This is a genomic window from Streptomyces sp. NPDC051563 (assembly GCF_044454225.1).
Taxonomy (GTDB): Bacteria; Actinomycetota; Actinomycetes; order Streptomycetales; family Streptomycetaceae; genus Streptomyces.
Genome location: NZ_JBITDL010000022.1, coordinates 124,311 through 138,260 on the forward strand (window position 1 = coordinate 124,311; position 13,950 = coordinate 138,260).

The 13,950-nt window shown below is 70.1% G+C and carries 16 protein-coding genes; all 16 read left to right on the forward strand.

The window, feature by feature from the left end; translation table 11 throughout:
* The first annotated feature begins 92 nt into the window (after positions 1 to 92).
* Positions 93 to 524, forward strand: coding sequence for a nuclear transport factor 2 family protein (locus ACIA8F_RS25900; RefSeq protein ID WP_399382221.1), 432 nt, complete (start codon positions 93 to 95; stop codon positions 522 to 524).
* A 20-nt stretch (positions 525 to 544) separates the two neighbouring features.
* A complete protein-coding gene (locus tag ACIA8F_RS25905; RefSeq protein WP_399382223.1) occupies positions 545 to 1,000 on the forward strand; it encodes a nuclear transport factor 2 family protein in 456 nt (151 codons plus the stop codon).
* Positions 1,001 to 1,013: 13 nt separating this feature from the next.
* Positions 1,014 to 1,385 carry a nuclear transport factor 2 family protein gene (locus tag ACIA8F_RS25910; RefSeq protein ID WP_399382224.1) on the forward strand — a complete coding sequence of 124 codons (372 nt, stop codon included), beginning with the start codon at positions 1,014 to 1,016 and terminating at the stop codon, positions 1,383 to 1,385.
* 11 nt (positions 1,386 to 1,396) lie between these two features.
* Entirely contained in the window at positions 1,397 to 3,001 is a 1,605-nt protein-coding gene (locus ACIA8F_RS25915) for a GMC family oxidoreductase (RefSeq protein WP_399382225.1), read from the forward strand.
* Positions 2,994 to 3,644: a DJ-1/PfpI family protein gene (locus ACIA8F_RS25920; RefSeq protein ID WP_399382226.1), complete on the forward strand. Its 651-nt coding sequence runs from the start codon at positions 2,994 to 2,996 to the stop codon at positions 3,642 to 3,644. The genes ACIA8F_RS25915 and ACIA8F_RS25920 overlap by 8 nt, the downstream gene beginning before the upstream one ends.
* Positions 3,645 to 3,652: 8 nt before the next feature.
* Entirely contained in the window at positions 3,653 to 4,093 is a 441-nt protein-coding gene (locus ACIA8F_RS25925; protein WP_399382227.1) for a VOC family protein, read from the forward strand.
* A 1-nt stretch (position 4,094) separates the two neighbouring features.
* Entirely contained in the window at positions 4,095 to 5,915 is a 1,821-nt protein-coding gene (locus ACIA8F_RS25930) for an AGE family epimerase/isomerase (protein ID WP_399382228.1), read from the forward strand.
* Positions 5,916 to 5,951: 36 nt separating this feature from the next.
* Entirely contained in the window at positions 5,952 to 6,332 is a 381-nt protein-coding gene (locus ACIA8F_RS25935) for an STAS domain-containing protein (protein WP_399382229.1), read from the forward strand.
* Positions 6,329 to 8,464: a glycogen debranching protein GlgX gene (gene glgX / locus ACIA8F_RS25940; protein WP_399382231.1), complete on the forward strand. Its 2,136-nt coding sequence runs from the start codon at positions 6,329 to 6,331 to the stop codon at positions 8,462 to 8,464. The genes ACIA8F_RS25935 and glgX overlap by 4 nt, the downstream gene beginning before the upstream one ends.
* Before the next feature lie 34 nt (positions 8,465 to 8,498).
* Positions 8,499 to 8,807 carry an STAS domain-containing protein gene (locus tag ACIA8F_RS25945; protein ID WP_383954414.1) on the forward strand — a complete coding sequence of 103 codons (309 nt, stop codon included), beginning with the start codon at positions 8,499 to 8,501 and terminating at the stop codon, positions 8,805 to 8,807.
* A gap of 5 nt (positions 8,808 to 8,812) precedes the next feature.
* Positions 8,813 to 9,277: an ATP-binding protein gene (locus ACIA8F_RS25950; protein ID WP_399382234.1), complete on the forward strand. Its 465-nt coding sequence runs from the start codon at positions 8,813 to 8,815 to the stop codon at positions 9,275 to 9,277.
* On the forward strand, positions 9,259 to 10,518 hold the full coding sequence (locus ACIA8F_RS25955) for a PP2C family protein-serine/threonine phosphatase (protein ID WP_399382236.1): 1,260 nt from the start codon (positions 9,259 to 9,261) through the stop codon (positions 10,516 to 10,518). The genes ACIA8F_RS25950 and ACIA8F_RS25955 overlap by 19 nt, the downstream gene beginning before the upstream one ends.
* Positions 10,518 to 11,348, forward strand: coding sequence for an AAA family ATPase (locus ACIA8F_RS25960; protein WP_399382238.1), 831 nt, complete (start codon positions 10,518 to 10,520; stop codon positions 11,346 to 11,348). The genes ACIA8F_RS25955 and ACIA8F_RS25960 overlap by 1 nt, the downstream gene beginning before the upstream one ends.
* Positions 11,345 to 12,085, forward strand: a complete 741-nt coding sequence (locus ACIA8F_RS25965) for a type 1 glutamine amidotransferase domain-containing protein (RefSeq protein WP_399382241.1) — start codon at positions 11,345 to 11,347, stop codon at positions 12,083 to 12,085. The genes ACIA8F_RS25960 and ACIA8F_RS25965 overlap by 4 nt, the downstream gene beginning before the upstream one ends.
* A 72-nt stretch (positions 12,086 to 12,157) precedes the next feature.
* Positions 12,158 to 13,642: an aldehyde dehydrogenase family protein gene (locus ACIA8F_RS25970; RefSeq protein WP_399382242.1), complete on the forward strand. Its 1,485-nt coding sequence runs from the start codon at positions 12,158 to 12,160 to the stop codon at positions 13,640 to 13,642.
* A 38-nt stretch (positions 13,643 to 13,680) separates the two neighbouring features.
* On the forward strand, positions 13,681 to 13,950 hold a 270-nt coding region (locus tag ACIA8F_RS25975), incomplete at its 3' end, for an NAD(P)-binding domain-containing protein (RefSeq protein WP_399382243.1).

A 13,950-nucleotide genomic window follows, 5' to 3' on the forward strand; every position in this document is an offset into this window, starting at 1 on the left:
TCCGTCCCGGACGCGGCACACGGCACACCGGACCCGGCACACCGGACCCGGGACCCCGGACCCGACACCCACGCCAGACAGGAGGAGACCGCATGCCCGCCGAGCGGCTGACCGAGGACGCGATCCGCGCCTTCGCCGAGAAGTGGTACGTGGCCCTGGACCAGCACGTCCAGCCGGACCAGGTGCTGGCCCTGATCACCGAGGACCTGGAGTTCAAGGTCCCGGAGGACACCTTCATCGGCCACCAGGGCTTCGGCCGCTGGTACGAGGCGGTCACGAACCGCTTCTTCGACGAGGTGCACACGGTCACGAAGGTGGAGCCCGTCATCGAGGGGGACCGGGCGATCGTCCGGGTCCTCGTCAACTGGCAGGCCAAGATCTGGGACCCGCCGGCCGCCCGCAGCGCGTGGCTGGGCTTCGACGCCGACCAGACCTGGACCGTGGTCGCCGGCCCCGACGGGCCGCTGATCCGGCAGTACACCGTCAACGAACTGGCGCCCATGCCCGGTTCAGCCTCCCTCTGAGCGCCGAAGGAGAAGCGACGATGACCGAAGTGACACGGGAACGGGTCGAAGCGGCGTACCGCGCCCTCGGCTCCGGAGACCGGGCCAGGATCCTGGAGTACTACGCGGAGGACCTGCGCTGGCAGGTTCCCGGCAACCACCCGCTCGCCGGCTGGTACGAGAGCCTGGACGCCTTCCTGGAGCTGATGGGCCAGACCCACAAGCTCACGGGCGGCACCTTCCGCATGGACATCGAAGCGGTCCTCGTCGGCGAGGACTGCAGCGCGGACGTCTGCCGCAACGTCGCCGTGCGCGGCGGCGCCGACGGGGCGGGCGGCTCTCCGTACGAGCGGATGGACTACCCGGTCTTCCACTTCATGCGCTGGCGCGACGGCCGGATCGTCGAGGGCCACGACGGCCTGTTCGGCGACAACGCCACCGCCTTCAGCCAGTTCTGGGCGCCCTTCGCGCCCGACGGAACCCGCAGGGACCAGTAGGGGGTTGAGCGCCATGGACGCGCGGCAGATCTTGCAGAAGTACTACGAGTACGCCAACGCCGGTGACTGGGACGGCTGGTGCGACCTGTTCGCCGAGGACCAGGTCATGGACGAGCAGCTCGCCGGCCACATCGAGGGCCTGGAGACGCTGCGGTCCATGATGAAGGGCATGGGGACCATGTACCGGGTCTTCCGCAACGAGCCCGTGCACTTCCTCGTCGACGGGGAGAAGGCCGCGGCCGTCTCCCACCTGACCGCGGTCACCCCCTCCGGGGAGGAGATCGAGGCCGAGGTCATGAACTTCTTCCGGATCGTGGACGGAAAGATCGCCTACATGGCGAACTACCACGACACGGTTCCCTTCCAGGTGCTCGGCCAGGGCTGAGGGGGCGCGCGATGGCCGTGGATGAGTACGACTACATCGTCGTGGGATCCGGCACCGCCGGCAGCGTCCTCGCCAACCGCCTCTCCGAGGACCCGGACGTCACCGTCCTGGTCCTGGAGGCGGGAGCGGGCCGCATCCCTCCCGAGGTGGACGATCCGTCCTCCTGGTACAAGCTGCTCGGCGGGCCCGTCGACTGGGGTTACACCAGCGTCCCGCAGCCCGGCCTGGACGGCCGCCGCACCTACGAACCGCGCGGCAAGGCCCCCGGCGGCAGCAGCAACCTCTACATCATGATGCACATCCGGGGCCACGCCTCGGACTTCGACAACTGGGCCTACCAGGGCGCGGCCGGCTGGGCGCACGAGGACGTACTGCCCTACTTCTCGCTGCTGGAGGGCCAGGAGGACGCCACCGCGCCGACCACCGGCACCCGCGGGCCGCAGCGGATCACCCACGCCGGCCGGCACGGCCCCAACCCGGTCTCCCGGGCCTTCATCGACGCCGCCGTCGAGCTCGGCCACGAGGAGATCGCCGACTTCAACACCGACGGGCCGCGGCGCGGCCTCTTCGGCACCGGCTGGCACCACATCGACGTGGCCGACGGCCGCCGCCAGGGCGTCCTCGCCGCCTATCTGGAGCCCGCCCTCGACCGCTCCAACCTGACCCTGCGCACCAGTGCGCAGAGCACCCGGCTGCTCTTCGACGGGGACACCTGCACGGGAGTGGAGTACGTCCAGCTCCAGGCCCCGGCCGAGATCGCGGGGCGCACCGTCCGGGACGGGCACAGCGCCGTTCCCGAACCGGGGCCGCACACCGTACGGGCCCGCCGGGAGGTGATCGTGGCCGCCGGGGCGATCGAATCGCCCAAGCTGCTGCTGCTCTCCGGGATCGGGCACCCCGAGCAGCTGCGCGAGCACGGCATCGCCACCGTGGCCCAGCTGCCGGGGGTCGGCGAGAACTTCCACAACCACGTGCTGACCGGGCTGATGGCCGAGGTCACCCAGGAACTGCCGCCGCCCGCACAGAACTTGTCGGAGAGCGCGCTCTTCCTCTCCTCCCGGCCCGGACTGCCCGCGCCGGACCTGCAGATCGCCTTCGTCCACGTGCCGTTCGACGTGATCGTCGGCCAGGACCACCCCAACACCGTCTCCATCCTGCCCGGTGTCGTGCGCCCCGTCTCGCGGGGCTGGATCAAGCTGGCGAGCGCCGATCCGCTGGCCCACCCGCTGATCCACCCGAACTACCTCGGTGACCGCTGGGACCTGGAGCGGATGGTCCAGGGCGTCAAGACGGCCCGGGAGCTCTTCGCCACCTCCGCCTTCTCGCCCTGGTACAAGCAGGAGCTCCAGCCCGGACCGGGCTACGTCTCCGACGAGGACCTGCGCACCTTCGTGAAGCAGAAGTCGGAGAGCTACCACCACCAGGCCGGCTCCTGCCGGATGGGCATCGACGACCTCTCCGTCGTCGACCCCGAACTGCGGGTGCACGGCGTACGGAACCTGCGCGTCGTCGACGCGAGCGTGATGCCCGCCGTCCCGTCGGGCAACTGCCACACCGCCATCGCGATGATCGCCGAGCGCGCGGCGGACTTCCTGAAGGGGGTGTCCCGTGCCTGACGTGGTCCTGCGCGAAGGCGCGCTGACCGGAACCCGGATCGCGGTCCTGGTCGAGAGCGACTTCTACGAGCCCGAGATCTTCTACTACGGCCACCGGTTCGCGGAGGAGGGCGCCGAGGTCGACTTCCTGACCCGGCTGTGGGGCAACGACTCCATCACCTTCTCCGGGCACGAGTACCGGGCGCCGTTCACCGCGACCCAGTCCCTGGAGGGGCTGAGCGACGAGGACCTGCGGGGCTACTCGGCGATCATCGTGCCCTCCGGCATGGTGGCCGACCGGCTGCGCTACACCGAGGACGTGGACGTACTGGCCCCGGCGACGGAGCTGCTGCGCCGGGCCTTCGAGGAGCCGACCGTCCTCAAGGGGATCATCTGCCACGGCATGTGGCTGGCCGCCTCGATCCCGGACAAGGTGCGCGGCCGCAAGGTCGTCTGCCACAACAACCTCATCGGCGACGTCCGGAACATGGGCGGCGAGTACGTGGACGAGGACGTGGTGGTCGACGGCGACCTGGTCACCGGCCGCACCGGGGCCCACCACCACCTGTTCGCCCGCCGGATCATCGAGCTGATCGCCGCCGACCGCGGCGCCCGGGGCGCTCGCGGCGCAGCGGGTGCAGCGGGCGCACCGGGCCCGGCCTGATGGCCCCCATGGTCTGGTCGCACGTGGGCCTGAACTGCGCCGACCAGAAGACCACCGAGGAGTTCTACACCCGGTACTTCGGCTTCACCCGGGCCCGGGTGGTCGACCTCGGGGAGGCCCGGATCATCTTCCTCCGCCAGGGGGACGTGTACCTGGAGCTCTTCGCGGCGGGCACCGATCAGGCTGCTCCGGCCCAGCACGACGGGCCGGCGGCGGCGGGCCGGATGCGCCACCTGGCCTTCCAGACCGACAGCGTGGACGCCTTCCTGGCCACGCTCGGCGAAGCGGCCGAAGTGACCCTGGGGCCGCTGGACTTCGACGACTTCATCTGCGGGTGGCGGACCGTGTGGGTCCGCGATCCCGACGGGGTGATCGTCGAGGTCAGCCAGGGATTCGAGGACGAGCACGACGAGCACGGCCACGACCACGAAGACAAGGACGGTGTATGACATGGCGGACGCCGTGAGCTTCTCCTTCTCCGACACGATCGCCGGCTACGTCGGCCGCTTCGACTCCGGGTCCCGGCTGCTGAAGCTGAAGACCTCGGACGGCCGGGAGTTCGACGTCTCCCTGGCCGGGGACCCCAGCGCCGAGCTGGTCCGCAACCTGGACGAGCCGTACATCGACGCCTCCGGGCACATCGACGAGATGCTCTCGCCGGGACGGTTCCTCTACGTCTACGGGGTGCACTACCCCGAGCAGGGCGGCCGCTTCGAGGCCAAGCGCCTGGTGTTCCTGGGCCGCGGGGCCGAGGACTACCGCTTCGAGGAGCCCAGCTGGTGGATCAAGCAGATCGAATCGCTGGCCGACTTCTACAAGCGGGCGCAGTTCGGCGACGGGCCGGTGGACTTCACCGAGTACCGCACCGAGGTCCGCCTCGGCGGTGACAAGACCGCCAGTCATGTCCAGGAGACCGACACGATCTCCCGGCTGGTCTACGGCATGGCCTCGGCCTACCTGCTGACCGGCAAGGACGAGTACCTGGAGGTCGCAGAGCGCGGCACCGAGTACCTGCGCAAGCACATGCGCGTCGTGGACAGCGAGGAGGACGTGGTCTTCTGGTACCACGGCATCAGCGTCGACGGGGACAGCGAACGCAAGCTGTTCACCTCGGAGTTCTCCGACGACTACGACGCGATCCCGATGTACGAGCAGATCTACGCGCTGGCCGGCCCCATCCAGACCTACCGGGTCACCGGCGACATCCGGATCAAGAACGACGCGGACGCCACCATCCGGCTGTTCGACAAGTTCTTCAAGGACCCGGAGCAGGGCGGCTACTACTCGCACATCGACCCGATCCTCTTCAGCGCCGACCACGAGTCCCTCGGGGAGAACGCGGAGCGCAAGAACTGGAACTCGGTCGGCGACCACGCGCCCGCGTACCTGATCAACCTGTACCTGGCGACCGGGGAGCAGCGCTACGCGGACTTCCTGGAGTACACCTTCGACACGATCGCGGACAAGTTCCCGGACTACAAGAACAGCCCCTTCGTGCAGGAGCGCTTCTTCCGCGACTGGTCCCACGACACCGCGCACAGCTGGCAGCAGAACCGCGCGGTCGTCGGCCACAACCTCAAGATCGCCTGGAACCTGATGCGGATGAACTCGCTGAAGGCCAAGCCCGCCTACGAGGAGCTCGCCCGCAAGATCGGCGAGATCATGCCGGCCGTCGGCAGCGACGTGCAGCGCGGCGGCTGGTACGACGTGGTCGAGCGGATCAAGTCGGGCGACGAGGAGACGTATCGTTTCGCCTGGCACGACCGCAAGGCCTGGTGGCAGCAGGAGCAGGCGATCCTCGCCTACCTCATCCTGAACGGCACCGTCGGTGGTGACGGATTCCTGCGCGAGGCCCGGCAGGCGCAGTCCTTCTACAACACCTTCTTCCTCGACCACGACGAGGGAGCCGTCTACTTCAACGTGCTCGCGAGCGGGACCCCGTACCTGCTCGGGACCGAGCGGCTCAAGGGCAGCCACTCGATGTCCATGTACCACTCGGCGGAGCTCTGCTACCTGTCCGCCGTCTACAACAACCTGCTCATCAACGGCCGGGAGATGGACTTCCACTTCCAGCCCGACCCGACGAACCTGCCGGACCGCGTGCTGCGCGTCTCGCCCGACCTGCTCCCCGCCGGCTCGGTGCGGATCGCGTCCGTCGAGATCGACGAGAAGCCGTACACGGACTTCGACGCCGACGGACTCACCGTCCGGCTGCCCGACGTCCAGGGCCGGGTCAAGGTCAAGGTCCGGCTCCGCCCGACCGCCCAGTAGCGCTCAACGGGGGCGCCCCACCCAGAGGGGAAAGCAATGACCCTGAACGTGAAGGAACGCCGCAACAAAGCGGGAACCGTGCTCGTCGCCACCGGCGAGATCAACAGCGAGACCTCCGGAGCGCTGCTGCAGACGCTGCTGCCGCTGGTCCGCGAGGGCAGGCCGCTGCGCATCGACCTGACGGCCGTCACCTACGTCTCCAGCGCCGGGCTGCGCACGCTGCTCGTCGTCTACCGCGAGGCCCAGCACGCCGGGGTCGCCGTCACCCTCTACGGGGTGAGCGAGGAAGTCCGGTTCGTCATGTCGGCCACCGGATTCCTCGACTTCTTCTCCACCGGCGAGGCGGAGGCGGCAGCCTCGAAGGCCGCCGCCCGAGCCGCCGCCAAGCCGGCCGTCCAGGCGCGGGCCGCGCGATGAGCCAGCCGGTCTCCGAACAGGTGCTGCGCGTCGACGCGTACCCGACCCACGAGGTGGGCGGGTACCGCGTCCGGGCCGGCAAGCCGTATCCCTTCGGGGCCAACGTGGTCCCCGGCGGGGTCAGCTTCTCGGTCTTCTCCGACCAGGCCACCTCCATGACCCTGGTCATCTACAAGCGGGGCGAGGCCGAGCCGCTGGCCGAGCTGGAGTTCCCCAAGGAGTTCCGCACCGGCAGCGTCTTCGCGATGACGGTCTTCGGCCTCGACCACGAGAACATCGAGTACGGCTACCGGGCCGACGGACCCTACGATCCCGTCACCGGCCACCGCTTCGACGCCCGCCAGGTGCTCTCCGACCCGTACGCCCGGCTGATCGCCGGCCGCGACGTGTGGGGCGTGGAGCCGGACCGCAGCCGCGGCTACCAGTACCGCTCCCGCGTCTGCCTCCAGGACTTCGACTGGGGCGACGACACCCCGCTGGGCACGCCCGCCGAGGACCTCGTCGTCTACGAGACCCACGTGCGCGGCTTCACCCGCCACCCCTCCTCCGGAGTCACCGCCCCCGGCACCTTCGCGGGGCTGCGCGAGAAGATTCCGTACCTGAAGGAGCTCGGGATCAACTGCATCGAGCTGCTGCCGGTGTTCGAGTTCGACGAGAGCGACAACATGCGCTCCAACCCGGAGACGGGCGAGCAGCTCTTCGACTACTGGGGCTACAACACCGTCTCCTTCTTCGCCCCCAAGGCCGGCTACGCGGCCACCGGACGCTACGGCATGCAGGGCGACGAGTTCCGCACCCTGATCAAGGACCTGCACGCGGCCGGCATCGAGGTCATCCTCGACGTCGTCTTCAACCACACCGCCGAGGGCAACGAGCTGGGCCCGACGATCTCCTTCAAGGGGCTCGACAACGCCACGTACTACATGCTCACGCCCGAGGGGTACTACTTCAACTTCAGCGGCACCGGCAACACCGTGAACTGCAACCACCCCGTCGTGCGCAACTTCGTCCTCGACTGCCTGCGCCACTGGGTCGCCGACTACCACATCGACGGATTCCGCTTCGACCTCGCGGCCATCCTCGGCCGCTCCCTGGACGGCACCCCGCTGCCCAACCCGCCGCTGCTGGAACTCCTCGCCTACGATCCCGTCCTGCGGCACACCAAGCTCATCGCCGAGGCATGGGACGCCGGCGGCCTCTACGAGGTCGGCAACTTCCCGGCGTACGGCCGCTGGGCGGAGTGGAACGGCAAGTACCGCGACACCGTGCGCAGCTTCCTCAAGGGCGACCCCGGGGTCACCGGGGAACTCGCCACCCGCGTCGCGGGCTCGCCCGACCTCTACTCCACCCGCGGGACCTCGGCGTCGGTCAACTTCCTGACCGCGCACGACGGTTTCAGCCTGGCCGACCTGGTCTCCTACAACGACAAGCACAACGAGGCCAACGGCGAGGGCAACAACGACGGCGGCAACGACAACGCCAGCTGGAACTGCGGGGCCGAGGGACCGACCGACGATCCCGAGGTCAACGCGCTGCGGCTGCGCCAGATGAAGAACGCCCTGGCCATCCTCTTCACCAGCCAGGGCATCCCGATGCTGCTGTCCGGCGACGAGGTGGCGCGCACCCAGCAGGGCAACAACAACACGTACTGCCAGGACAACGAACTGTCCTGGTTCGACTGGGGCCAGGTCGACGAGAACTCCGAACTGCTCCGGTTCACGCGGGAGATGATCGCCTTCCGCAAGCACCACCGCGAACTGCGCTCCACGCTCCACCCCACCGGACAGCTCCGCGACAGCCTCGGACTGCCCGACATCAGCTGGCACGGGGAACGGGCCTGGCAGCCCGACTGGTCGGCCGAGAGCCGGCTGCTGGCGGTGGCCCGCTGCGGCACCGGTGACGACGACGTGGTGTACGTGGCCATGAACTCCCACTGGGAGGCGCACGACCTGGAACTGCCCGCCCTCCCGGGCGGCCGCAGCTGGCACCTCTTCGCGGACACCGGGGCCGAGGCCCCGTACGACATCCGCACCCCCGGCGCCGAACTCGAACTGGAGAACGCCGGAAAGTACCTGATCGGTCCGCGCTCGGTCGTGATCCTCGTCGGCCGCACGCCCGACGCCGAGCTCTAGCCCAGCCCAGCCCACGTACCGAAGGAGACCTGACATGCCGCTTTCCGTGTCCCTGAGCATCGAGGGCGACACCACCGTGATCGAGCTGGAGGGCGAGCTGGACGCCAAGACCGCGCCGGACTTCCACCAGACCATCGAGAAGGCCGCCGGCCACGGCACCAGCACGGTCGAGATCCGCATGGCCGGCGTCGGCTACATGGCCAGCGCCGGACTGCGCTCCCTGGTCTTCGCCCAGCAGAAGGTGGGGGAGCACGTCACCATCAAGGTGGTCGGCGCCATCGAGCCCGTCTCCCGGACCATCCGGACGGCGGGACTCGACCGCAGCATCGTGCTCTCCGACTGACCGCAATGGACGAGGCGGTCAAGACGGCGCAGATGTCCGCCGAGCTGGAAGTGCCCGCCACCCTGGGGGCCCTGGGCGACATCGCCGCGCTCGTCCTGCGGCTGGCCGGGGGCGCGGGGCTGGGCAAGGGCGCCTCGTACCGGATCCGGCTGGCGGTGGACGAACTGGCCACCAACATCGTGATGCACGGGTACCGGGGCGGCGACGGACGGATCACCGTCCGGGGCCGCTCCGGGCCGGGCCGGGTACGGATCTCCCTGGAGGACCGGGCCCCGGCCTTCGACCCCGTCCGGGGGCGACTGGCACCCGACCCGCACCCCGCTCCCGAGCGGCGGCGGATCGGCGGACTCGGCATCCACCTCGCACTGACCAGCGTGGACGAGTTCGACTACGTACGCAGGGACGGCCGCAACATCAGCACGCTGACTGTGATGGCTGAGGGGACGGACCCATGCCCTCCACGACCGTGATCATCCTCGACGAGTACCCGCCACCACCCCTCGAACTCCTCGGAGCGCTGGAGGAGATGGGGGCGGCACTCGTACCGCGCACCCTGGCCGAACTGCTGGCCGGCCCACTGGAGGAGCTGCCCGAAGCGGACGTACTGCTCGCCCCGGCCCAGGCCGACGGAGAGACCGTACGGACCGCCGTGCGCCGGCTGCGCCGCTGGGCCGGCGCCCCCATCGTGGTCGTCTGGACCGTGACGGAGTTCGCCGCGCTCGAGGAACACGTCCGGATCGGGCACGACTACCTCGTACCACCCTTCCTGCCCGCCCTCGTCGGGGCCCGGCTGCACAGCTGCTCGGAGCGCGCCGGACTCGGCCGCACCCTGCGCGAAGCCGACGCCCGCGCCGAACTCATGGGTTACGAGAAGGAGTTGGAGATCGGCCGGGAGATCCAGGCCGGCTTCCTGCCGGAATCGCTGCCGGTCCCCGAAGGCTGGGAGATCGACGTGTGCTTCCGGCCCGCCCGGCAGGTCGCCGGGGACTTCTACGACGTCTTCGAGCTCTCCCGCGGCCGGCGCCTGGCCTTCGTGGTCGCCGACGTCTGCGACAAGGGGGTCGGGGCGGCGCTCTTCATGGCGCTCATCCGCTCCCTGCTGCGGCACACCGCCGAGAACAGCGGCCTCCAGCACCTGGTGGCCGCCGGCCGCACCGGCAACAGCCGGCGCATCCCCGTGGTGGGCGCCACACCGCTGCTCAACGCGGTCACCGCCACCAACGGCTACCTGACCCGCAACCACCTGCGGCAGGGCTACTTCGCCACCCTGTTCTTCGGGGTGCTCGACCCGCTCACCGGCTCCCTCGTCTACATCAACGGCGGCCACAACCCGCCGCTGCTGCTGGACGCGGACGGCGGCGAGCCGCGCGCTCTGGAGGTCACCGGCCCCGCCGTCGGGGTGCTCCCGGACTGTGTGTACACGCTCGGCTACGCCCAGGTGAACCCGGGCGACACGCTCTTCGTGTTCACCGACGGAGTGCCGGAGGCGCGCTGCCCCAGCGGCGGCTTCCTCGGCGACGAACGGATGCTGCAGCTGCTGTCCGGCCCCCCGGTCAGCGGCAGGGAGGTGGTCGAGCGGATGGACACGGCCGTACGCGAACACACCGGAACAGCCGAACAGCACGACGACGTCACCATGCTGGCCCTGCACCGGCCAGGCGCGGCGCGGGGGCCGCGCGCAGGCGGCGCCGACCGCCAGGTCGTGGCCTGATGACCCTCACCATCGTGGTGCACTCGTACCGCGGCGGTACCGGAAAGTCCTCGGTACTGGCGAACCTGGCCCTGCTCCTGGCGGCCGAGGGACGCCGGGTGGGGGTGATCGACACGGACATCCAGTCGCCCACCCTGGACCTGCTCTTCCGGCTCGGCCCCGGCCCCTCGCTCGCCGACTACCTGCTCGGCCGGTGCGAGATCGAGGCCGCCGCCCAGGAGGTCGCCACGAGCTGCGGCCGCAGCCTGTACGTCGTACCGGCACGGACCGGTACGGCGGCCCTGCGGGAACTCATGACCACCGGCTACGACGTCGGGCTGCTCCCCGAGGGCTTCGACCGGCTGGCCGTGCACCACGCGCTGGACGTCCTGCTCCTCGACACCCACGCCGGGCTCAACAACGAGTCCGTCACCGCGATGGCCAGCGCCGACGTCCTGCTGATCATGGCCCGGGCCGACCGGATCGACCTCCTCGGCGTCGAGGAGACCATCGCCCTGACCGGCCGCCTCGCGTGCCGGCGGACCCTGGTGATGAGCATGGCGCCCGAGGGCATCGACCGGCAGGCGGCCCGGCGGCGCGCCGAGCAGGTCTACCGGACCCCGCTGGCCGGAATCCTTCCCTATGTTCCGGAAATGGCCGCCCTCTACGGGGAACGCATATTCTCCGAAGCCCATCCCGACCACCCCCTGGTCGGTGAATTCCGCACCATCATCTCGGCGTTGGACGCACGTGACGAAGTATCACGGGCCTGGCGCCTCCCCCTTACGCCCCTAGCGGGGGGCGTGTTGAATCGGCAGCGAATCCAGACAGACCAAGGAGAAGAGTCATGAAGATTCTCGTCGTCATGACGGCCAAGGCCACGCTTCATCTGCTGGACGGGGAACAACACCCCTCGGGTTTCTGGGCCGAGGAATTCGCCGTTCCCTACACCCTCTTCAAGAACGCGGGCCACACCGTGGACGTGGCGACGATCGCGGGCGAGACGCCGACGGTCGACGCGACCAGCATCGACCCCCAGTTCCTCCAGTGGGTCCGCCCCCAGGGCTCCGCCGACACGGACGCGGCCAGCGCCGCCGAGTACACCCGCGTCATAGAGAACACCCCGCAGCTGAGCAACCCGATCGCCCTGGAGAGCCTGGGCGAGAAGGACATCGCCGACTACGACGGGATCTACATCAGCGGTGGCCACGGGGCCATCGGCGACCTGCCCAAGTCCGACGAGCTCGCGCAGATCCTGCGCTGGGCCATCGCCCAGGACAAGCCCCTGGCCACCGTCTGCCACGGGCACACCGCCCTGCTGGCCCTGCGCGACGGCGAGGGCCAGTGGCCCTTCGCCGGCTACCGGATGACCGCCTTCTCGCACAGCGAGGAGCTCGTCACCAACATGGCCGGCCGCCTCCCGCTGATCCTGGAGGCCGAACTCACCCGGCTCGGGGCCCGCTACGAGAAGGCCGACGCGATCTGGGACTCGCACGTGGTGGTCGACCGCAAGCTCACCACCGGCCAGAACCCGTACTCCTCCAAGGCCCTCGCGGAGACGTTCTTACGTCAGCTCGCGCAGGGCTAGCCGCCGGGGGTGTCGCTCGGGCACCCCCGGCGCCCTGCCCCTCGTACCCGAAACCGGAAGGCAGCCACAGCCATGCCCCAGCGCGCGCTCAGCGACCAGCCCTTGGCCAATCCCGGGAAACTGTTCATCGGCGGCACCTGGGTCGAGGCCCGGGACGGCCGTACCGAACCGGACATCAGCCCGGTGGACGGCCAGGAGATCGTGCCGGTGGCCCAGGCGGCCGCCGCGGACGCGGACGCGGCCGTGGCCGCCGCCCGTACGGCGTACGAGGAAGGTCCCTGGAGCAGACTGTCCGCCCAGGAGCGCGCGCTGCGGCTGAACCGGGTCGGGGAGCTCATCGAGCGCGACCTGGAGGAGATCGCCCTGCTGGAGACGGTGGACATGGGCAAGCCGTTCGCCTTCTCCTCCACGGTCGACGCCCCCATGGCCGCCCAGCTCATGCACTACTACGCCGGCGCCGTGACCCGGGTCGACGGCTCCTCCCGGGCCCCGGCCGGCGGGCAGCTCGCGTACACCCTGCGCGAACCGCTGGGCGTGGTCTGCGCCATCACCCCTTTCAACTTCCCGCTGCTCCTGTCGATGACGAAGATCGCCCCGGCCCTCGCGGCCGGGAACACGGTCGTCCACAAGCCCTCGCCCGCCACCCCGCTCACCGCCCTGAAGATCGCCGAGCTGTTCCAGGAGGCGGAGATCCCGGACGGGGTGCTGAACGTCATCACCGGTCCGGGCGTGGAACTGGGGGAGACCCTCACCGGACACCCCGGCATCGACAAGATCGCCTTCACCGGATCCACCTCCGTGGGGCAGTCGATCATCCGCAAGGCGGCCGGCACCCTGAAGAAGGTGACGATGGAGCTCGGCGGCAAGTCCGCCAACATCGTCTTCGCCGACGCCGACCTCGACGCCGCCGAGGAGCTCGCCTTCTTCGGCATCTACTACAACAAGGGCGAGATCTGCACGGCCGGCTCCCGGCTGCTGCTCCAGCGCCCGATCCACGACGAGATGGTCGAGCGCCTCGTGACCCGGGCCGCGGCCCTGCTGCCCGGGGACCCGCGCGACCCCGCCACCCTCTTCGGGCCGCTCGCCCACCGCGGCCAGTTCGACAAGGTCAGCTCGTACATCGAGGTCGGCGAGAAGGAAGGCGCCGTCCTGCGCACCGGCGGCACCGGCTGGACCCCCGAAGGAGCCTCGTCCGAAGGCCTGTACTTCCTGCCGACCATCTTCACCGGCGTCGACAACGGGATGCGGATCGCCCAGGAGGAGATCTTCGGACCCGTCCTGTCGATCATCCCCTTCGACACCGAGGAGGACGCCGTGCGCATCGCCAACGACAGCGCGTACGGCCTCGCCGCCGGAGTCCACACCAAGGACCTGCGGCGCGCCCACCGGGTCGCCTCGCAGATCAAGGCCGGGACGGTCTGGGTCAATTGCTACAACCAGTACGACCCGTCCGTGCCCTACGGCGGCTACAAGGCCTCCGGCTACGGGCGCGAGTGCGGCCCCGAGTCCCTGGAGAGCTACACCCAGACCAAATCGGTCTGGATCGGAATGGACTGACGTCCCCCGCTCGCACTGAGACCACCCGAGGAGCCCTCATGCGCATCGGCATCATCGGAACGGGCCGGATCGGATCGACCCTGGCCAGGATCCTCGTGGCGGCGGACCACCAGGTCGTGCTCGCCAACGCCCGCGGCCCGCAGAGCCTCACGGACCTGCTGGCCGAACTGGGCCCCGGGGGGGGGGGGGGGGGGGCCCCCCCCCGCGCGGGGGGGGGGGGGCGGCCGGGGGGGGGGCGGGGGGGGGGGGGGGCGGGGGGGGGGGGGGGGGCGGGGGGGGGGGGGGGGGGGGGGGGGGGGGGGGGGGGG

Coding starts and splice junctions, on each gene's coding strand:
- glgX (WP_399382231.1), top strand. CDS start 6,329: ATGAGCCAGCCGGTCTCCGAACAGGTGCTGCGCGTCGACGCGTACCCG.
- ACIA8F_RS25970 (WP_399382242.1), top strand. CDS start 12,158: ATGCCCCAGCGCGCGCTCAGCGACCAGCCCTTGGCCAATCCCGGGAAA.
- ACIA8F_RS25935 (WP_399382229.1), top strand. CDS start 5,952: ATGACCCTGAACGTGAAGGAACGCCGCAACAAAGCGGGAACCGTGCTC.
- ACIA8F_RS25915 (WP_399382225.1), top strand. CDS start 1,397: ATGGCCGTGGATGAGTACGACTACATCGTCGTGGGATCCGGCACCGCC.
- ACIA8F_RS25910 (WP_399382224.1), top strand. CDS start 1,014: ATGGACGCGCGGCAGATCTTGCAGAAGTACTACGAGTACGCCAACGCC.
- ACIA8F_RS25955 (WP_399382236.1), top strand. CDS start 9,259: ATGCCCTCCACGACCGTGATCATCCTCGACGAGTACCCGCCACCACCC.
- ACIA8F_RS25925 (WP_399382227.1), top strand. CDS start 3,653: ATGGTCTGGTCGCACGTGGGCCTGAACTGCGCCGACCAGAAGACCACC.
- ACIA8F_RS25900 (WP_399382221.1), top strand. CDS start 93: ATGCCCGCCGAGCGGCTGACCGAGGACGCGATCCGCGCCTTCGCCGAG.
- ACIA8F_RS25945 (WP_383954414.1), top strand. CDS start 8,499: ATGCCGCTTTCCGTGTCCCTGAGCATCGAGGGCGACACCACCGTGATC.
- ACIA8F_RS25965 (WP_399382241.1), top strand. CDS start 11,345: ATGAAGATTCTCGTCGTCATGACGGCCAAGGCCACGCTTCATCTGCTG.
- ACIA8F_RS25905 (WP_399382223.1), top strand. CDS start 545: ATGACCGAAGTGACACGGGAACGGGTCGAAGCGGCGTACCGCGCCCTC.
- ACIA8F_RS25960 (WP_399382238.1), top strand. CDS start 10,518: ATGACCCTCACCATCGTGGTGCACTCGTACCGCGGCGGTACCGGAAAG.
- ACIA8F_RS25950 (WP_399382234.1), top strand. CDS start 8,813: ATGGACGAGGCGGTCAAGACGGCGCAGATGTCCGCCGAGCTGGAAGTG.
- ACIA8F_RS25930 (WP_399382228.1), top strand. CDS start 4,095: ATGGCGGACGCCGTGAGCTTCTCCTTCTCCGACACGATCGCCGGCTAC.